16 protein-coding genes and 1 pseudogene are annotated in these 19,970 nt (G+C 47.1%); 12 read left to right on the forward strand and 5 right to left on the reverse strand.

Features of this window, described 5'->3' with window-relative positions; translation table 11 throughout:
- The 11 genes and pseudogenes from NZ772_01180 to NZ772_01230 form a co-directional block, all read left to right on the forward strand.
- A partial coding sequence (locus NZ772_01180) for an SDR family NAD-dependent epimerase/dehydratase (protein MCS6812178.1) occupies window positions 1–214 on the forward strand: 214 nt, incomplete at its 5' end.
- A gap of 22 nt (window positions 215–236) precedes the next feature.
- Window positions 237–1,247: a thiamine pyrophosphate-dependent dehydrogenase E1 component subunit alpha gene (locus NZ772_01185; GenBank protein ID MCS6812179.1), complete on the forward strand. Its 1,011-nt coding sequence runs from the start codon at window positions 237–239 to the stop codon at window positions 1,245–1,247.
- On the forward strand, window positions 1,244–2,302 hold the full coding sequence (locus tag NZ772_01190) for an alpha-ketoacid dehydrogenase subunit beta (protein ID MCS6812180.1): 1,059 nt from the start codon (window positions 1,244–1,246) through the stop codon (window positions 2,300–2,302). The genes NZ772_01185 and NZ772_01190 overlap by 4 nt, the downstream gene beginning before the upstream one ends.
- A gap of 111 nt (window positions 2,303–2,413) precedes the next feature.
- A pseudogene (locus NZ772_01195) lies at window positions 2,414–2,729 on the forward strand (four helix bundle protein).
- Window positions 2,730–2,745: 16 nt separating this feature from the next.
- The gene (locus NZ772_01200; GenBank protein ID MCS6812181.1) at window positions 2,746–3,732 is read left to right on the forward strand and encodes a GDP-mannose 4,6-dehydratase; all 987 of its coding nucleotides are present in this window, start codon (window positions 2,746–2,748) and stop codon (window positions 3,730–3,732) included.
- Window positions 3,733–3,748: 16 nt separating this feature from the next.
- Window positions 3,749–5,608 carry a TIGR04372 family glycosyltransferase gene (locus tag NZ772_01205; protein MCS6812182.1) on the forward strand — a complete coding sequence of 620 codons (1,860 nt, stop codon included), beginning with the start codon at window positions 3,749–3,751 and terminating at the stop codon, window positions 5,606–5,608.
- A 12-nt stretch (window positions 5,609–5,620) separates the two neighbouring features.
- Window positions 5,621–6,814 (forward strand): class I SAM-dependent methyltransferase, encoded by a 1,194-nt coding sequence (locus NZ772_01210; GenBank protein MCS6812183.1) that lies wholly within the window; start codon window positions 5,621–5,623, stop codon window positions 6,812–6,814.
- Between the two features lie 184 nt (window positions 6,815–6,998).
- The gene (locus NZ772_01215; protein ID MCS6812184.1) at window positions 6,999–7,979 is read left to right on the forward strand and encodes a class I SAM-dependent methyltransferase; all 981 of its coding nucleotides are present in this window, start codon (window positions 6,999–7,001) and stop codon (window positions 7,977–7,979) included.
- A gap of 113 nt (window positions 7,980–8,092) precedes the next feature.
- Complete coding sequence (locus tag NZ772_01220) at window positions 8,093–8,869, forward strand: phytanoyl-CoA dioxygenase family protein (GenBank protein MCS6812185.1); 777 nt, start codon at window positions 8,093–8,095, stop codon at window positions 8,867–8,869.
- A gap of 45 nt (window positions 8,870–8,914) precedes the next feature.
- Window positions 8,915–10,342 carry an FkbM family methyltransferase gene (locus tag NZ772_01225; GenBank protein MCS6812186.1) on the forward strand — a complete coding sequence of 476 codons (1,428 nt, stop codon included), beginning with the start codon at window positions 8,915–8,917 and terminating at the stop codon, window positions 10,340–10,342.
- A gap of 106 nt (window positions 10,343–10,448) precedes the next feature.
- Complete coding sequence (locus tag NZ772_01230) at window positions 10,449–11,492, forward strand: TylF/MycF family methyltransferase (protein ID MCS6812187.1); 1,044 nt, start codon at window positions 10,449–10,451, stop codon at window positions 11,490–11,492.
- Window positions 11,493–12,191: 699 nt separating this feature from the next.
- On the opposite strand, the gene NZ772_01235 is transcribed toward NZ772_01230, so the two are convergent.
- A complete protein-coding gene (locus NZ772_01235; protein MCS6812188.1) occupies window positions 12,192–13,874 on the reverse strand; it encodes an acyltransferase in 1,683 nt (560 codons plus the stop codon).
- Window positions 13,875–14,266: 392 nt separating this feature from the next.
- On the opposite strand from NZ772_01235, the gene NZ772_01240 reads away from it, so the two are divergent.
- On the forward strand, window positions 14,267–14,512 hold the full coding sequence (locus NZ772_01240) for a class I SAM-dependent methyltransferase (protein ID MCS6812189.1): 246 nt from the start codon (window positions 14,267–14,269) through the stop codon (window positions 14,510–14,512).
- Window positions 14,513–14,921: 409 nt separating this feature from the next.
- Here NZ772_01240 and NZ772_01245 read toward each other — a convergent pair whose 3' ends face one another.
- From NZ772_01245 to NZ772_01260, 4 genes are all read right to left on the reverse strand, one after another.
- The gene (locus NZ772_01245) at window positions 14,922–16,439 is read right to left on the reverse strand and encodes an ABC transporter ATP-binding protein (GenBank protein MCS6812190.1); all 1,518 of its coding nucleotides are present in this window, start codon (window positions 16,437–16,439) and stop codon (window positions 14,922–14,924) included.
- 43 nt (window positions 16,440–16,482) lie between these two features.
- Window positions 16,483–18,390: a hypothetical protein gene (locus tag NZ772_01250; GenBank protein ID MCS6812191.1), complete on the reverse strand. Its 1,908-nt coding sequence runs from the start codon at window positions 18,388–18,390 to the stop codon at window positions 16,483–16,485.
- A gap of 368 nt (window positions 18,391–18,758) precedes the next feature.
- Window positions 18,759–19,148, reverse strand: a complete 390-nt coding sequence (locus tag NZ772_01255; GenBank protein MCS6812192.1) for a metalloregulator ArsR/SmtB family transcription factor — start codon at window positions 19,146–19,148, stop codon at window positions 18,759–18,761.
- Window positions 19,149–19,663: 515 nt separating this feature from the next.
- On the reverse strand, window positions 19,664–19,970 hold a 307-nt coding region (locus tag NZ772_01260; protein MCS6812193.1), incomplete at its 5' end, for a DNA double-strand break repair nuclease NurA.

Here is a 19,970-nt window from a genome sequence, read left to right on the forward strand (position 1 = left end):
GGTGGATATTGTGACCACTCCCACCAATGACAATCGCTCGTACCACATCTCCTCTGCCAAAATCAAAGAGGAGCTAGGATTCGTACCCCAGCATACGATCGAAGAAGCAGCTAGGGATTTGGTGGCGGCCTTCAAGCAGGGTCTAATTCCCAATCCTATGACTAATATTTTGTACTACAACATCAAAACCATGCAGGCGATTGACCTGAAGTAAACTGGCTGGAATAAGTGGTGTTTTGAACCGTTGTCAGGAGTTGGAAATGCAACCTGTGCCGCCAGATTTGATGAAGCAGATGTTTTTTAACATGCTGCGTGTGCGTCGTGTAGAGGAAAAAATTGTAGAGCTGTATCCAGAGCAAGAGATGCGTTGTCCTGTCCATCTCTGCATAGGTCAAGAAGCCATCGCAACAGGTGTTTGTGCCAACCTTACGCCCACAGATGCAGTGTTCAGTGGTCATCGTGCCCATGGACATTACCTAGCCATGGGTGGCGATCTGAAGGCATTTTGGGCAGAAATGTATGGCAAAGCCACCGGTTGCTGTCGAGGCAAGGGCGGATCCATGCACCTGATTGATTTGAATGCTGGCTTTATAGGATCCACACCGATCGTGGCCAGCACCATCCCCATTGCCGTTGGAGCCGCTTTCGCTGCCAAGATGCAAGGGCTGAATAAAGTCGTCGTCATTTTCTTTGGAGAAGGAGCGGCTGAAGAGGGAGTCTTCCACGAAAGCATGAACTTTGCTGTCTTGAAGCAGTTGCCCGTGATTTTTGTCTGTGAAAACAACTTCTATTCGGTCTACACACCCCTAGCCGAACGTCAGCCCCCCGATCGTCAGCTATCAGTTCTAGCGCAAGGGTATGGAATGCCTGGAAGCCTTGGGGATGGCAACAACCTGCAAGCAGTCTATACCCTTGCCCATGAGGCAGTGCAACGTGCTCGTCAAGGTAATGGCCCCAGTTTTTTGGAGTTTACAACCTATCGCTGGCGGGAACATTGTGGCCCCAACTACGACAACCACATTGGGTATCGCACCGAAGCCGAGTATCTAGAATGGCGACAGCGTTGCCCTGTAGAGCAAACCCAGGCTGACCTGATGGCCCAAGGGATTTTAACCCCAGCGGCCTTAGATACGGTCGAGCGCCAAATTCAGGAGGAATTGGAGGCAGCGATCGCCTTTGCCAAAACCAGCCCCTTTCCTGAACCTCACACCCTCTTTGACCACATCTATGCGGAGCGAGTAGCATGACCCAGCGTGAACTCACAGTTGCCCAAGCCATCAACGAGGCGTTGGTTCAGGCCATGACAGCAGACCCATCGGTTTATATCATGGGGGAAGGTGTTCCGGATCCTAAAGGCATCTTTGGCACGACCTTGGGCCTGCGTGATAAGTTTGGTGCTGATCGGGTTCTCGATATGCCCGTGGCTGAGAATGGTATGACGGGTGTGGCGATCGGCTCTGCCTTAATGGGAATGCGTCCCGTCCTGGTGCATCAACGGGTAGACTTTGCTCTGCTGGCCATGGATCAAATGGTTAATCAAGCGGCAAAGTGGCACTACATGTTTGGCGGACAACTCTCCGTGCCCTTGGTTGTGCGGTTAATCATTGGCCGGGGCTGGGGACAAGGCCCACAACATTCCCAGAGCCTGCAATCTTGGTTTGCCCATATTCCCGGCCTGAAGGTGGTCATGCCCACCACCCCCCAAGATGCCAAAGGGTTATTGCTAGCTAGCATTCAGGATCCAAATCCGGTGATTTTTTTGGAACATCGCTGGCTACATAACATTAAAGGCTGGGTGTCGCCAGACCAAGACATTACTCCTTTAGGTAAAGCCAGAATTGCCCGTGCAGGCAAGGATCTGACGATCGTTAGCGTTTCCTACATGACCTTGGAAGCCCTGCGAACGGCTGACTGGCTAGCAGCCCAAGGCATAGAGGCAGAAGTAGTTGACCTCCGCACCCTCCGTCCCCTAGACACTGATACGATTGTGGAGTCTGTGAAGAAAACAGGCCGATTGCTAGTCGCCGACACCAGTTGGAAACTCTGTGGCATTAGTGCTGAAATTGTAGCCCTAGCAACCGAAGCCGCTTTTTCATCCCTGCGCTGTGCTCCAGTTCGGATCACCCTGCCAGATACACCCTCACCCACCAGCCACGCGATGGCTCAGTTCTTCTATCCACGGGCAGTCAACCTCTACGAAGCCGCTTGCCAAATGGTCAATATCCCCTACCACAACCCAGAACCACCGCTAAAGTCAACCCAACTGGATGTGCCCGATAAGTCGTTTACGGGGCCTTTTTAAGGTGTTAGGTGTTAGAGGTTAAGTATTGGGGGGATTGGGTGAGATGGGAATCGAGAGCTATCGAGATTTGAAGGTGTGGAATAACGAGATTTGAAGGTGTGGAATAAAAGTATGGACTTGGTTGTGCAGGCTTATCAACTAGCAGAGAAATTGCCAAACCATGAGTTGTATGGTCTAGTTAGCCAAATTCAGCGGTCAGCAGTCTCTGTACCTGCTAATATTGCCGAGGGGCATGGTAAAGATCATTTATCTTCATCACTTCTCAATCGCTACTGGCTCCCTAATGGAACTCGAAACACACCTGTTGATAGCCGAGCGCTCGTCCTATTGTCAGCTATCAGACCTAGAACCAGTGCTGAACCTCTCAGCCGAAATCAGCCATATGCTTGGCAGCCTAACCCAAAAACTCAAAGAAAAACGCCCCTAACCCCTAACACCTGTTTATGAAAATCGCAGTTCTCGGTAGCAACTCTTTCTCTGGTAGTGACTTTATAGATCTCTTGTTGGAAGATCCGGACAATGAGGTGATTGGTATTAGCCGATCGCCGGAAAAAAGCGCCCTCTTTCTCCCCTACCTGCGCCACAACAGCCCTCGCTTCCAGTTTCATCAGCTCGACTTTAACCATGATATGGAGCGGATCAAGGCAGTGTTAGACGAGTTTGCCCCGGCCTACATCGTCAATTTTGCCGCCCAAAGTGAAGTAGCCCCCAGTTGGAAACATCCGGAACACTGGTTCCAAACTAACACCGTTGCCCTCGCCCAACTGATCAATCACTTGAAGGATCAGTCCTACCTGCAACGCTACCTGCACATCTCCTCCCCTGAAGCCTACGGCACCTGTGTGGGCACGGTTACGGAAGAGTCTCCCCTCAACCCCTCTACTCCCTATGCTGCCTCTAAAGCAGCGGCTGACATGCTGCTCTCTACTTTCTACAAGCACTTCAACTTTCCCTTACTGACCGTCCGAGCAACCAATGTGTATGGCGCACACCAGCAGTTGTTCAAGATTATTCCCCGCTCTGTCATCTACATCAAGCTGGGCAAAACCATCCAACTGCATGGCGGTGGCAAAGCTGTGAAATCTTACATCCACATCCGCGATGTCTCTAGGGGGGAACTTGCCATCCTACAGCAGGGCAAAATTGGCAACCTGTATCACCTTTCTCCTGATCGAGGCTATGCTGTGCGGGAAGTGGTTGAGACAATTTGTAATCTCATGGGTAAATCCTTCGCAGAAGCGACGGAAGCAGTTGCTGAACGCCTTGGCCAAGATGCTGCTTATGTAATCGATTCCACCAAAGCTCGGACAGAATTAGGCTGGTCACCCCAAATTTCCCTTGAAGAAGGATTGCAGGGTGTGGTTGCCTGGGTCGATCGCTTTTGGGATGAGATTCAACAACAGCCCTTGGACTATATCCACAAGCCCTAACCACCTGTATCGATCCATGCTACTTCGTAAAACCGTATTGCCCAAAACCATCAAAAAGTTAAAGACACTGGTGCTGACTAGAAATCCCAGAATGTGGGAGTCGATTAGTCGATTACGGTTGAAGGTCAATCCCCGATCGACAGGGGCACATATGGCCCTTGGTCACGCATTAATGCTACAAGCAGCCTATGACCAAGCAGCCAATAGCTATCGTGCGGCCATATCCTTGACTCCAGAGCTAGAAGATGCGCCAGAATTACTGTCTAAAGCAAAGGCTAAGGCTGCGGAAGCCTATGTTGGCATTGGCAACACCTTAGAGCAGACCAATCGACAAAACGAAGCGATCGCAACCTACCAAAAGGCCCTAGCCCTAGATTTTCAGTGCTTTTCAGCCTACAGAGCACTCCTGAAACTCTATAAGCAACAGGGTAAGACTGCTGACGTTGCTCAACTTCTCGACCAACTGCAATCCATTCAGCTCTCTACTGCGGATGACTACGCCACATTGGGTGATATCTTTCTGCAAAATGACCGGGGAGAAGCAGCCTATCAGTGTTATCAGAAAGCCATTGAACTAAGGCCTGACGACATACCGCTCTATCATCAGGCTGGCATTGCCCTATTCTTAGCAGGTAAGTTTGACGATGCTGCCGCTGCTTGGCAAGTAGGGATAGAAAAACAACAGCACTTGGCAAAGACTCATCACATGAACTTACTGGGCATTCGTGTGATTGGGAATTCTTGGTTGTTGGCGATCGGTCACATTGCTCAACTAGATGCCTATTTCAAGCTCGGTCAGCTAGGATGGCGCGCTCCCCAACGCACTGTGCTAGTGTTGAAGCCAGAGATGAAGGTGCCAAATCAACCCCTACTCAGCTATTGGGAACCATTTCTCACCATTATTTCCACTCCCGATTGGCTGCCAATTCCCAGCCCCTACTTAAACCTGATTACTGATGAGTTTTGGACACTCACTTTCCCCGATGGTAGTTCACCCATCTATTACAAGGCGGCTGCCCTAGTGCAAGAACAGTGGGAGCGGGAGAATCGTCCTCCATTGCTGACTCTAAAGGAGTCTGATCGAGAGCGGGGTAGGAATTGCCTTGAACAACTAGGAGTTCCCCCAAATGCTTGGTTTGTCTGTCTCCATGTCCGTGAATCGGGGTTTCATAAATCGTGGAACGACACCTACGTCCCCACTCGGAATGCAGATATTGATACCTACACCTTGGCGATCGAGGCGATCGTTGCCCAAGGTGGCTGGGTGATTCGAGTGGGAGATCCTAGCATGAAGCCACTCTCACCAATGCCTCAGGTAATTGACTATGCCCACAGCCCCCTCAAGAGCGACTGGATGGATATTTTTCTATGTGCTCAATGCCGCTTTTTTATTGGCATGAATTCTGGATTGGGCTTAGTTCCTCCCCTATTCGGTGTGCCCTGTGCCATGACCAACTGGGTTCCCATGGGGGTTTTGCCCTACTTCGGACAGGATCGCTTCATTCCCAAGCTGTATTGGTCGAAGCGAGACAATCGGTATATCAGCTTTGAAGATATGATGCGTCCACCCGTTGGCTTCAGTCAATTTGTCCGTGACCTGATTCCTCTAGATTTAGAGGTTGTTGATAATACCCCTGAGGATTTAAGGGATCTGGTGGTAGAAATGCTAGAACAGACTGGCCATTCCTCGGCAAAATCTGACGACACAGAGGAAGACATTGCCCTGAGGACAACCTATTTTCAACTGGCACAGACGATCGTTGGCTATCGAGGCAGCCCTATTGGGCGCGCATTTCTCCGCAAGTATCGCCAGTTGCTGAACACAGCGCATAGCGTAACTCGGCATGGTCATCAAACTGTAGATATTGCTGGATGAGAGTGACCTAAGATGACGATCGTGCCTAACCACCATTCAAATCAACAACCCTGCCCTAGTTGTCACCATACAGCCTTTGAGCAGTTGTTGGATATGGGGTCTGTGCCAGCATCTGGGTGTTTCCTGCCCGACAATCACCACTCCGTCGCTCTCTATCCCCTGACTTTTGAGCTATGTACTCACTGTGGGTTAGTCCGACAGGGATATTCCGATCGTCCCACTCTTGACTACACCCATGTCAATCGGAATACCAAGCGTCAGCTTCCCAGCTATGGGCAGCAAATTCTAGATTCCTTTCATCAAGTCTCTGACCCTGATCAGCTAGTGATTGAAGTGGGTGCCAACGACGGCACATTTCTCAACTGTCTGGCGGCAGCAAACTTTAGGCACTGCTTGGGCATTGAGCCATCGATTGCCCTGTCAGCCAGTTGCCGTGAGCAAGGACATATGGTAGAAACAACCCATCTCAACCATGATGAAGCGCTCCGAATTCGCCAACGTTATGGCCCAGCGGCCATTGTCCTCTGTCGGCATACGCTAGAGCACGTGCCCGACCCCTTAGAATTAGTGATCGCGATGCGATCGCTGCTGGCTGAGGATGGTCTCCTGTTCATCGAAGTACCCGATGCCCAAGACATGGCAGTTAACGGCAAAGGCCAAGACCTGTGGGACGAACACCTTCATTACTTTACTGCCGAAAACCTCACCCTCTTGGTGCAGCAAGCCGGATTTTCGGTAGAACGCATTACCTTACAGGATCACCGTCAATCAATGAACATTCTGTGTTGGTGCCGCCCCAGTCCAACCAAGCCTATGGTAGATACATCTTTTGACGATCGGCTAAAGATTAGCGTCGCCCAATTTCGTCAATTTGCCCAGAAATGGCAACTGCGTTGCCAGCAACTTCAGCACCATGCCCCAGCTTGGCCATCCCCAGTGATTGCCATTGGTGCTTCCCATCCTCAGTCCAATTTTTTGCTGTTCACTGGCTTAGGACAATACATTGATGCTCTCGTGGATGATGACCCCCACAAAATTGGTAAATACGTGCCCCTGCCCCAGCCCGTACCAGTTATTTCCACAGCTCAATTGATAGCAAACAAGCCCCCTGGCACTATCCTGAAAACAGCATTTGGTTACGATGGCTGGATGAATAAAATCTGTAAACCTATGAGTGATCAAGGCGTGCATATTGTCAGCTTGTAATACTGTCATGGTAGACGTTTTGCTAAAAACCTTCCTCATCAACCGCTAATGTTCGTTGTGACAATACTCCCAAAAGTCTCTAAACCAGAAGGCTAGAAACCCAAGTTCTACTGTTGGCAGCTTAAACCTTCCGACCTGTTGTTTTGATTGATAGTGTACTTACATTTGCTGAAAGGAAAATGCTATGGGAATTGGCGGCAGAACATTACAGAAATTTATTGACTTTCATCGCGCTGGTATCTTCGATACGGTTAAATCAGTAGCCGAAATTGGTTCTCAAGAGTTGTTTTGTGAAGGCGGAGAGGAGATCATCCGCGAGGTATTACAGACTTTTACACAGGCTTCTGTTTCTGACGCTGAGGTATCTAGGCTGGCAAAACGGGGTGCTGCCCGCGATCTGTATAAGTTGATGGGGCTGGATTATCTCTGCATCGACATTGATGGTCAGTTTGGTGCTATCCCCCTAGACTTGAATTTTGAAGATGTTCCCCCAAGCCATTTGGGACGTTATGACTTTGTAACTAACTTTGGCACGACTGAACATGTGGCCAATCAACTGAATTGCTTCAAAGTCATGCATGATTTAACTAGTGTGGGAGGCTACATGTACCACGAACTGCCCTGCCAAGGCATGTTAAACCATGGACTTGTGAACTACAACCCTAAGATGTTCTGGATGCTGTGCAAGAGCAACTTCTACGACTATGTTGGCATGTGGTTCTACGCAGATACAGCCCATCCTCACAAACTGCCCGACAATATTGTGCAAATGTGTAAGGATTTGGATGCTGAAACCCTCGATAAGTTTTCATCCCAAGATTCTATGCTGGCTGTTTTAGTCCGTAAGAAATTTGATGCTCCCTACGTTCCTCCACTAGACGGAAACCTAGAAGGCACAACAGACATTCAAAAGCTACGCTACTGGAGCCACATTCCAGGTGCCTATGAGAAACTGTTGCGGGAGAGTAATCGCCAAGCGGCTACTCAACCTAACCAGTCTAGTCATGAATCAACTGTCCATGATAGCGATCGCATAAAAGCCCTACAAGCAGAGTTAGCGTTGGCAAATTCACGGATTGCTGCCATGGAATCTAGTAAATTTTGGAAATTACGACAGCGGTGGTTTGCGCTGAAGCGTCTATTAGGGCTTTCAGCTTCAGATTAGGGAAATCACCTACCTAGCTATTTAGGGCATGGCTTTTGCTTGCCCTGACCAGTTAGGAGTTACGGTACGTTTGTTCAGGATTTGCAGCAAGCCAATGCATAGGTAAAGAGTCTATGTCAATTTGTAATGCCATCGGTAACACAACAATTGCTAATGCCTTAGAGGGTGAACTTGGCTACTTTACAGGAATTCGTCTACTAGCCGATGAGTTAGTCTTGGTCAAAGGACTGATTGAATCGCAATGGCTAGATACTATCCAACAAAGCTATCCTGACTATGCCCAACAGTTTGCCGATCGTGGCATTGACCGCTACCACGAGTTATCCCACCTAGTCGATCACAGCACTCTCTGGCACAAACGAACACGCATTCTGCCAGCATCTGCGGTCAGCCTGATTCGCAGCACCAGCTTGTTCAAGCAGCTAGAAGCCGAGTTCGGCAACTTTGATCTGTCTGACGAGGAAGGCAACGGACGAGAATCTATCTACTGGCGACTTGTGCGCCCTCACCAGCCTACGGATGTAGGCCCAATTCATGCTGATAAATGGTTTTGGGATTTGAACGGCTGGGCAATGCCACCAGAGACTCAGCGGGTGAAGGTATGGATTGCGATCGTCTGTGAACCCGGCTTAGGGGGATTACGCATTGCACCCGGCAGTCATCGCCAAGATGTCCCCTACCATGGAGTGATACGCCACGGCATCCCGAAACCCCAAATTGATCTGAGTGAAGATGAGTTGCCACTAGAGCTATTCCAGAGCCAACCAGGAGATGCCATTGTGTTTCACGATCGGCTGCTCCACGGTGGTAGCGTTACCTCTGGCACCCTAACGCGAGTTAGTTTAGAGTTCACAGCGTTTATTCCCAACGCCACTTATTTTGTGAGGTAAATTCATGGCAACATTGATCAGCCTGACCGCTAGGAGCCTGGTTAAGTGAACACCTCAACCCTTGTCATCCATCATGTTGGCGGACGATGGGGAAATCGCTCATTTCCAGTGCTGCCAATGTTCGAGTCAGACTTCCTGAGTGTCTTATATGATGCGGATACAGATGCCATCGCAGGCATTCATACTGCAAACCAGGCATTGAACTCCCAACAGATAGTCCTGCCCATTTGCCTAGCCGAAGCCGATGGCCCCAAAACACTATATATTTCCCTAAATCCTGGATGTACCTCACTGCTATCACCGGGCACTGCTTGGGATAGCCATTACATCAACCTATTTGGGATCGACATGGACTTCCCCCATGGATCCCGTATCATCGAAGAGCGACCAATCAATGCTCGATCGCTGGATAGCTTCCTAGCCGATGATGATTGTGCCTGTCCCCCACCAGATTTTTTATCCCTCGATACCCAGGGAAGTGAGTATGAAATTCTTCAGGGCGCTCTCAAAACCTTAAAACATCATGTTTGTGGTTTAGTGATTGAAGTTGAATTTGTAGAACTTTATCAAGGACAAAAACGCTTTCAAGACATATGTGATTTTCTTCACGAATTAGGCTTTTCGTTTGTACGCTTCTTATCGATCGGCGAACTATCAGGGCCAAAAGCTCCTCTGGGTTTTAGGGGCATAGGATATCAAACCTGGGCAGATGCACTATTCTTGCGTCGCCCTGAAAAAGCCATCCAAGACATAAATCCAGACCATTTTGAACGCTTTATTAGAAAACTTTGCTTTATTGCAACTGTGTATGGTCAGATAGAACTTGTAATTTTATGTTTCAACACATACTCCAGTGCATTCTTTAAACAACGTAATCAGGCAAATGCACTCATCAACGATCGTCCTAAGTATGATAATTTTCTTGATGATCTGTTTACCGTCTATGAACAAGCTGAAAAGGTATTTCCCCCTGTATTTTCTGAACATATTACTCAGGGAAACTGCCAAAAATTTGCCGCTGCCAATGTGAATGAGCAGTATCAAATCCTAGGACTTGAGCAGCTAGCGAATCCCCAGTTCATTACCGCACTCGCAAAACTCCAGTCTGAAGATGATACCCTCTTTGAACAGGTATTGCGTAATTATGGCTTCACGGATCTAGCTACTCAACTTAACTACAAGCGACGAGACCAAGTATTTAAAGCTAAAACTGCAATCAGTCATGCATCAACCACCGCTAGTGCTGATAGCGGTGTTAAGATTGATAATCAGGAACTAGATGTAACATTGGAAATTCCTAAGCAACTGAATGCATCGACAAAAGATAAGGAGTTATGTGACTTACAGGAAAACATTCAACTGCTACAACAATTGATAGATGCAAATGCTCAGATCCTAGCTATGGAATCAAGTAAATTTTGGAAACTGCGACGGAAATGGTTGCAGTTAAAGAATATCATTGGTCTGTATTAATAAGTGCAATGAATCTGAGTGGTACCCTAGGACAAAATTGCTCCTTCGATTTTTAGAATTTAGAAAATTCATTTGATCTCCTATACACACATTAAAATTAACTAGTATGACACTTGTAAAACGCCTTAGACTGGAGTTAAAAAAAATCTTGCTTAGATTATCAGGAGCGTACTTTTTATCTGAAAAACTAAATGAGCATCACTCCTTGTTAGAAGACTTGCACGCCACACTTGAAGGTACAGCTCAACAAGTGCAGCAATTAAATCAGCAGCTACTCCAACTTGATCAGCAAGTGCAACAACTCAATAGTCAAGTCACACCAATACATGACTATGTGAGCAAAACCTTAAAGGATAAAATCACCTATGCTAGTCAAGCTGCTGATACTGCGGCTGATATCTTTAATCATGTTGTTAATGTTGCTCTAAAACCTCACCATAAGTCTGTATTTTGGGGCGATCGCCTGCTTTCTCTTGATAAATCCCAGGGATTTTTCCAAGACCCAAAATTTGTAGAAGCCTACGAACAAATACAAGGTTCACACCAGTACGATCAGTATCTTTCTTCTGGTGGAATTGCATGGCGGCTATGTACATTAGTTTGGGCAGCCCGTACAGCCTTAAATCTTCCAGGAGATTTTGTGGAATGTGGGGTTTTTAAGGGCGACATGTCTTGGGTGATTATTCATTGCCTAGACTTTGCAAGTTTGCCTCGACAGTTCTATCTTTACGACACCTTCACTGGCCTAGCAGAAAAATATTTGCGGCCTGATGATTACGAGGCGAATCCTGGCTATCTAGAGTTATCTCGACAAGCCTACAGCATTCCTCAGCTTTATGAAACTGTAAGGGCGCGATTTCAACCATTCTCCAATGTCAAGGTCATTCAAGGCATTTTACCCGATGTCCTAGCCGAGGATTCTCCTCAACAGATTGCGTTCCTACACATTGACCTCAACTCACCCCTAGCAGAAGTTGGTGTACTGGATGCCTTATTTGATCGGGTTGTTCCCGGCGGTGTGATTGTGTTTGATGACTACGGTTGGCTAGACTTTCAAAAACAAAAACTAGCAGAAGACGAGTGGATGCACCAGCGTGGCTATATTATTCTAGAGCTACCTACAGGTCAAGGATTAGTGATTAAACATTGATGTGTATAACTTATGGGCAATTAGTGTTTACAAGCTGGTTGACTTACCGTTTTTAGACAATGAGCAGGTCAGTATTAGCGAGTTAGTTCGAGGTGTATCAAGCCATTGTCAAATCTAGGTACAAGAGCGTCATGTACTATCTATCAGTAATACCAGTGAGATTAATCTGCGAGCGCATATTGGACGCATTGATCAGAAGGAGTTGAGGGTGCTGGGTAATGACCAAGACTTCGGTTTTTTATTCATCCAACACTGGTGGCAGATGAGGCCAATGGCTTCCTGTTAGGCATTAGCCAAGTTCAGACGTGAACCTGTCCAACTGGATACCTCGACAAGCGAGCGCAGCGATATAAAGAGTTACCGATTAAGGAAAAGAATCATTCAAGTGGTTGGAACTGGCAATGTTTAAGCGATCTGGCTGTGACCCTAGAGGGACGCACCCGTAAGCAGCAGAACCCCTATCTTCCCTATATCCCGGCTTGGGCAACTTGGCCGATCGCCTGTTTAGGTAGATGGTCTGGGCTACGAAGCCAACGACCACCAGGAATCAGGACGCTACCCGAAGGACTACAGACATTTGAGGGGATCTTTCAAGGTTGGACTCTGGCTCATGTCCAACATATGTTACACAGTAGCCCAAAACAGGAGAGGGCTAGGGTGAGTAGAGCGGTTCAAACTATGATATGAAGGATTGGTAAGTCAATCAGGTTTGCAAGACAAATAAATAGAAGTTCCTAGCCCAGCCTCGCCTGGAATATCAATACGTAAGGGTTCCTTGGAGTTAGGACATTGATACTCAACAGAGAAAGACTTATTACACCCTGCAGCAGGATCGCCAAGTCTTCTCACATCGATCGTATAGTTACAAGTCTCTTGCCTCCAACAAGCCTGTTGAATATGTGTTGTGGCGTTGCCAAGAGGAGCACCGCAGCTCGCCCCATACGTTGCTGACAATATTTGGATGCTGCTGCTAGGATCTCTAGCGTAAACCTTTAGCGGTTTCAGCGGCGGGAATAACACAATAATCACCACAATTGTCAATATAACAACGGAAGGGATGATTAGAACCTTAGTATGACGTTCTGTTGGGATCAACCTTCGGAGTAACCGTCTCGTTGGCATCTCATACACAGTAGATAGCCCTATAGAAATTAACACGATGATGGTGATAGCGACTATAAATCGGATAGCAAAAAACAAGAGACTAGTGGTGCTTATTGCCACTACATTTTGAGACATCCGTTTTAATGCCATCAAGAGGATGATATGTATTAGATAAATTGAATAGCTTGCTTCTCCGCCCAGCATAAATATCCTTGTTGAGAGGATTTGAGAAATGACAGTTTCATAACGTGCACTGTAAAAAATAATCAAAGCTACACTAGGTGCAAGTCCAAAGTTCAGAGATAACTTCACAATAAAACTTATTGATGCTACTTCATCAGGAGCAAAGAACTGCTCATAGAGACTATTACTAGATAAAATAGGCTTGTACATCACATACACTAGAATCGGAATACTAATTATTGATGCGGCAAGCACGATGGATGCAGTTAAATTCTCAAACTTACTTGGTTTGCATTCCGATAATGTCAAGTAGAGTTGAGCAGTTAAGCAACCCAGTATAAACTCACCAATTCTAATGTAAGGCGAGAAGCACAAAAGCCAACGCACAAATGAGTCTTGCCATCCATTATCTATTACTGATGAGTACGGTCCAAACCAGTATTCGGCCCAAGCATCTAGTTGCAAAGCATGGTCAAATAATGATCCAGCAAACAAAGACCATGATATAATTAAGCAAACTATTACTATAAGTAGATTGACAAAACGTTGAATCTTTGTAATTACAAAGCAAATTAGTGGATAAAGGAGATAAAAAAGCCATTCTGTGCTGATTGACCAAGTCACAGGGATATTATCACCAATCTGATAGATAAGTGAATTTTTTCCTATAATTTGATAAGTCCAGCTTTGAGAAAATGTTAAATAGTATGGGATTGCAGCTAGGGAGTTTCTGAACAGTTCATCATTTCCAAGGAAAAGGAAATAGATGCAATTGCCTAGAACGACATCAACCCCAAGAAACAGTATAAACAGAGGGTACAATCTAGCAAAGCGCATCCACATAAAATAGAAGAAGCCTTGGGTACCTCCGTTTGCAATCATATTGCGATAGTTGTAGTGAATTACAAACCCGCTCAAGACGAAGAATAAGGTCATGCCAAAACCTGCTGAAGTGGCGACCCAGTTTTTAATAGATGCTGCTTGTTGACCCTCAAACGGGAAAATTAAAAGGGCTGCATGGGCGATTGCAACAGATAATGCAGCCACAAACCGCAACCCTGTCAACGCGGGTATGTTTTGTTTTTTGCTATCCATTGATATTGATAAGGTGTACTAAGGGTGTAATTTTTAGTCTGGTTATTCAAAAGTCGAACTGTTATTTAATAAAATTATTTAATAAAATTCATGTCCACTTTCAATCCTCGTGTAATCCTCGTGAAGAGAGTAAATTATAGGATACTTAGTGACTCATGACGGCTTGTCGCTAGATGGAATCATAATTAACAGCAAAATGTAATACAACCTAGCGGCTGAGATTAATCTACTGGAACATTCCCCGCCGTAAGTGCCCGATCGAAGAGCGCAGCAACCTAGTTATGAAAGAACATGGAGCGGCGGCTCGGCAGTTTGGCAAGGAGTGCTTTGATGGCAATTGGCTCTATGGGTATGGTGGCCATAATGACTAGCCCCGCTTTTGGCAAGATACGGTGAAATCTTTCCAAGAAGGTTACAAGTTGGCACCCGATATGTCAGTACTGGATGTTGGTTGTGGCAAGGGATTTATGCTTTACGACCTCAGGCAACTCATGTCAGAGTTGACGATCGCAGGCATCGATATTTCTCAGTATGCGATCAAACACAGCAAAGGAGAGGTCAGGCTTTTCTACAGGTTGGAGACACTAAAGCCCTCCCTAGTAGAACCTGATAGCCCTGACCTACAGGCATATGGATGAGTCGATAGACTTGCAAAAACAAAACCTAGCAGAAGACAAGTGGATGCAACAGCGTGGCTATGCGATCCTAGAATTGCCCACAGGCCAAGGACTTGTGATTAAACGTTGAATGGGTCGGCATGGTCTGTCCTGTAACTAGTAGCTGCAAGATAGATCAATCAAATCACCTTGTAATACCAATTCTCCAAAACCCAAAAGTTCGTAGTGAGGACTTGAGTCCTTACCAAAAGCTATCTGTAGTCATAGCATGGGGAACTAGTAATTTCATGGTTTATAGCTAGTGTTAAGTTATAGGCAATAAGGTGCTGAGGACACTGGCACGCAGAGGGAAGCTAGCGCCAGTGATCGCTCGCAGGGTATGGCAACCTGATTACTAAGGGACATTAGTCATTAGCCGGAATCTAGAGAATTAGTATTGGCCGATCGCCTTGCCTGCCATCCATAGACCAACTTGCTCTGGGGTAGCTTGGTCTGCTGGGATTACCGCTAGAAACTGCCCACGATAGATGACAGCGATGCGATCGCTAATGGACAACACATCCTCTAGTTCCGTAGAAATGTACAGGATTGCCGCTCCCCGATCGCGCTGATGCAACAGTTGTTGATGTACGTAGTCAGTGGCTCCTACATCCAGCCCTCTTGTAGGCTGCATGGCAATAATCAGGGCTGGGTTACGGTCGAGTTCTCGTGCTAGCACAACTTTTTGCTGATTGCCACCAGAGAGTTGACTAACTTTCAGCTTGCCAGTAGCAGCACGGATGTCGAAGGTTTGGATAGCGTGCTGGGCATGGGTATAGATGGAGCGATCGCGTAGTAGCCAACGGCGACAGAACGGCAGTTTCCAAAAGGCTTTCAAAATCAAGTTACGGGCAATGGTAAAGCTCAGCACTAGCCCCATGGTCTGTCGATCTTCGGGAATATAGCCAATGGTCGGCAGTTCTCGATGGGCCTGACGTTGCTGAGCTGACAGATGGGTAACGGCATGGCCACCCAGCAGAATAGTGCCCTTGGCAACTGGGCGCAGACCTACGATCGCGTCGGCTAGTTCCCGCTGCCCATTACCATCAACCCCAGCCACACCTAAAATCTCTCCTGCCCGTACCTCCAAGGATAAATCGCGAACTGCTAACAACTGGCGATCGTCCAACACACTGATCCCATGGACAGCTAACACTACATCACGAGGGGTCGCTACTGTTTTGGTAACCTGTCGGGCAACGTCTCGTCCCACCATCAACTGAGCCAACGCCGAAGGACTTGTGTCTAAGGGAGTGGTTGTGGCCACAACTTTTCCCCGTTGCAACACTGTGATGCGATTGCACAGCGCCATCACTTCATCCAGTTTGTGACTGATGAAGACGATCGTATGATCCTGGGAGGCTAAATGTCGCAACACGTCAAACAAAGATGCAACCTCAAGGGGTGTCAGCACTGCCGTTGGTTCATCTAAAATCAGCACCCTCACTTGGCGATAGAGTGCCTTGAGAATTTCAACTCGTTGCTGCACACCCACTGGTAGTGTTTCTACGAGAGCATGGGGATCAACCTCTAAACCATAGGCTTGGGACAACTGAGTAATCTCAGCAGCCTTTTGGCGCAAGTCCAGTCGCCAGCTAGAGGTAGTCCCCAAGATGATGTTTTCAACGACAGTTAATTGGGGCACTAGCATAAAGTGCTGGTAGATCATGCCAATCCCATGCTGGAGGGCAATTTTAGGGGACGTAATCCGTACAGGACGATCGTCGAGGTAAATTTGCCCGTAATCTGGACGGTATAACCCGCAGAGAATTTTCATTAGCGTAGACTTGCCTGCGCCATTTTCTCCTAACAAGGCATGGATTGAGCCAGAGGCAATCTCTAGACTGATATGGTCATTGGCAACAAAGCTGCCAAACCGCTTAGTAATCGAGTCAAGCCGCAGGTGCATAGGTAATAAGAGATCGTACTAGTGGAGTGTTCTGACTGTGGTGCTATTCATCCCGAATTGTGCCTGTTCTAGACTCACTTCCTAGATGGGTCGGCAGCAACACATCTTGTCCTAGAATGTCAGTCTGATAACGCTTAGGCGAGAGCCATACTTGAATTTGTTTCTGGCTACAGCAGTCGGCAAATCGCCCTAGGGCTTGTAATCGCTGCTCTACAGTTGCCAACGAAACCTCTGGATTTAAGCTCTGCAAAAAGCCCTTGAACCCTAAAAACGCAATGCCGTAGATAGCCCTTGAGCTAAATTCACCGTTGAAATAGCCGCCGTGGACATCTCGATAGAGGAAGAGACGGCGCAGCCAAGGGGTTTTCGTCACCCAAGACTCAAAGCCAATGAAGTAGGCGATCGTCAGTTGGACGTAATCCCATATGCTCAGAGCTAGTTTTTCCTTAGCAAAGCTGACAACACTCATCTCTGTGCCCTCGCAACCCTTGTAGTTTGTGTAATCAATATAATCAGTGCAGTCAAAATAGGTAAATAAACTAGCCAAGGGTGTGGCGTTGGTTTCTTGGTCAGCCATTGCTCGCCTAGCTTTGTTCAAATCGTCAATCTTTTGTCCCCAACGAGTGACAAACAGATACTTAAAAACTGTTGCGCCATCGAGGTCAAAGCTGCCGTCTAAGCGTTGGTTCACAATTCCATACTTTGTTGGTCGGCGATCCAGAAACCTAGTCTTGCTGGTTTGGATATTCTCAAAATAGTCCGCAGGACGATTTTTAATGGCTACATTACCTAGGCGATAACCACTGTCGCGTGTGCGGGAGGGAAAGCTGAAATAGTTAGCTGCTGTAGAGGCTAGCCGCAACACAATATCCCCATCATTACTAAACAGATAGGCTTCTTGGAAACGCCGTAGTGAGGACTGAAGAAAATTAGCTCGTCCTGCCAAAATCGTTTCTAGCGAAATATCAGGTGAGGCCAAAATTAACCTGCCCAGGGTAAACACGTTACCAATGTCTGGAGATGGATGCTTCTCAGAGGCGTTTAGTGCTAAGTTCCCGATGGAGCGATCGTCAAATACATCCGACAAAATTCGCACTGTGTTGGTCACCACAAAGCCACCCATGCTATGACCAATGAATGACAGCCGAATGCGGTGGCGGTTATCATCAAAAAATGATGTCACCTGCTCACGACCATGCTCCCCCTTGGCACTGGTCATGTTGTCAAACACGGCTTTATCTAAACTGCGAATTAGCTCCACCAAGTCGGGTACACCGTAGTTACTAGCACGATAGGCATCCCGGAAGTAGGCAGACATCCGCAGCAACAAAATAGTTAAAATCGGCAAGGTCATGACGGCTGCTAACCCAAGTAGGGCTAGGGCCAAGATTAAAGCGGTTTGACTGTAGACCGATCGCATGGCCGACAGCACTGTCATAGCAACGATGCTAGCTACACCCAGCAGAAAACAAATCCAACCTAGGTCAAGAATTTTATCCAGCACAATCGGTAGAGATTCAATCGACCAGCGACGCTTCTGCGCAAAGGAACCTGATTCATCGCCTTTGAACTGCTCAGAGGGCCAACGATACCCTAACAATACAGCCCCTTTCAATTGCTTGAGACTAGGTTCTGTATTAATGTGCTTATAGATGTTGTGATACCAACCCTCTGCGCCAAACTCACCCGTGGCCTTAGTGTTGTAGCCATGGACAACAACAACCACCTCTGCAAACTGCTCATCACTGTTATGAGACTTCAAGTGGTTTGCCAAATGACAGGCAATTTCTTTCACGGCCTCATCTGGATTCGCGATCGGCTCAGCAAATTCCCCCTTGGGTGGCTCACTCAGGTCTTCGACGTTTACTGGAGCCGTACTCATGACAAAATAGGCAGGGACACTATCCTGGGGCTTGCTGAGTCGGCGAATATCTAAAAGGTGTGTAATCATGATGACAGATTTGTATAGCGTAGATGCTTGTCTATAGGAGGGTTGTCAGTAGATCCCTTAGAACTGAACCCTTACAAAGAGAGAACTGAGTCTTCATTAAGGGAATAGCGGCTTAAAGAACAACACAATAAACACAAAAGCTTAGCACTCAGCAGATGGCACTGCCAATTGTGGCATCAGTATCCTGCTTATATGCCTGCACAAGTTTCAAGATTGGGGGAATGACGAAACTGTTCCAGAACTACCCCTGGCGATGTCGCTATGTCAATGTTGTCACCATCAGTAGCTATGTAAAACAGTGATGTCAGGTAAAGCAGTGATGCCAGCCAGTGATTCCAGGGTTTACAGACCACGGGCACCATTGCTGCTTACAAGGTTACGTTGACCTGAGACGGTTGGGGGTCGGTCTCTGGGGGTTTATTTTGGTGCCATTGATCTAGTTGCCTCAGTAGTTGAGACTGCTCTTCTAAGCGAGTAGAAAGTCGATTGCTAACCAACTCACACAACTCGAAGATAAACGGTTCTGCAATTTCGTAGTACACACTCACGCCTCTAGGTGTGCGAGAAACAATGCCCGCCTGTGCCAATATTTTTAAGTGCTTAGACACATTAGCCTGCCCTAACCCAGTGTCTTCGATGATTTCGGTTACATTTTTTGCGCCCGATCGTAGAGAACATAGCACTTGTAGCCGACTCAGTTCAGACAGTACTTTGAAATAGTCAGCAATGGGAGCAAGAGCAGAGGGAGGTAAGGTCATAACGTGGAAGAAATGATTGAATGATGCCTCAGCAGATAATCAGATAGAGAGAGTCAAATCACCCTAGGCGTTGTTCTTTATTCGTTCTAAAGAAAAACCATGACTCTGATCAAGAGTGTTAAGTCTAACGGTTACATCAATTAACAGCACAGCACTGAGTTGAACAAAGGCATTGCAACAAGAATAACTCGCTACAACCTAGCTGAACATGTCATTAAAGTCGAGAGAAATTGTGTAACCGTATACACTATCTCGTCAGACATCACCATCCTATTGGAACAATCCTAGCAAACACCGTCCATTAACCCGATATGACTCTGTATGAACGGATGACTGTGCCTCTAACAGGCATAGGTATGAACAAAATCCCCAGGTGCTGTCTATTACACTAGACTAATTTTTCTGGCCCAAGCTACAGATCCCCAGAGAGAGGCAACTCTTTTAGCACTTTAGGTTGCTACGGATAACCCACACTGGAACCTGTGAATCAGTTAATAGCACAATTGCTGCTAGGCTTAGGCAATGCTACCGCGCTTGCGGGCTTCTTTGTAAGACGTACCAACATTTTGCAGGCCTGCTCGGATCATTTGCTGCTCTAGCAAGGCAAAAAATCGTGCCCGATCGCCTCCCCGCACCACGGCTTGATTATGAGCTTCTGCTAGGGCTACTGGATAGCCATACCCCTTTTGCACCTGCGCTAACATCAGACTTAAGGCAGTTTGCAACAGTGCCTCATCGTCAGCAACCCATGTAGGCACTTCGACACGGGCGATTTCTGACCCTACGTTGACGTAACAAAACGTAATAGCATGATGCCCATAG

The organism is Cyanobacteriota bacterium (assembly GCA_025054735.1).
Taxonomy (GTDB): domain Bacteria; phylum Cyanobacteriota; class Cyanobacteriia; order SKYG9; family SKYG9; genus SKYG9.

Bases quoted from the DNA above. Each gene is read 5' to 3' on its own strand.
- NZ772_01205 (MCS6812182.1), top strand. From the start codon at position 3,749: ATGCTACTTCGTAAAACCGTATTGCCCAAAACCATCAAAAAGTTAAAG.
- NZ772_01235 (MCS6812188.1), bottom strand. From the start codon at position 13,874: ATGGATAGCAAAAAACAAAACATACCCGCGTTGACAGGGTTGCGGTTT.
- NZ772_01190 (MCS6812180.1), top strand. From the start codon at position 1,244: ATGACCCAGCGTGAACTCACAGTTGCCCAAGCCATCAACGAGGCGTTG.
- NZ772_01230 (MCS6812187.1), top strand. From the start codon at position 10,449: ATGACACTTGTAAAACGCCTTAGACTGGAGTTAAAAAAAATCTTGCTT.
- NZ772_01255 (MCS6812192.1), bottom strand. From the start codon at position 19,148: ATGACCTTACCTCCCTCTGCTCTTGCTCCCATTGCTGACTATTTCAAA.
- NZ772_01210 (MCS6812183.1), top strand. From the start codon at position 5,621: ATGACGATCGTGCCTAACCACCATTCAAATCAACAACCCTGCCCTAGT.
- NZ772_01200 (MCS6812181.1), top strand. From the start codon at position 2,746: ATGAAAATCGCAGTTCTCGGTAGCAACTCTTTCTCTGGTAGTGACTTT.
- NZ772_01215 (MCS6812184.1), top strand. From the start codon at position 6,999: ATGGGAATTGGCGGCAGAACATTACAGAAATTTATTGACTTTCATCGC.
- NZ772_01220 (MCS6812185.1), top strand. From the start codon at position 8,093: ATGTCAATTTGTAATGCCATCGGTAACACAACAATTGCTAATGCCTTA.
- NZ772_01250 (MCS6812191.1), bottom strand. From the start codon at position 18,390: ATGATTACACACCTTTTAGATATTCGCCGACTCAGCAAGCCCCAGGAT.
- NZ772_01245 (MCS6812190.1), bottom strand. From the start codon at position 16,439: ATGCACCTGCGGCTTGACTCGATTACTAAGCGGTTTGGCAGCTTTGTT.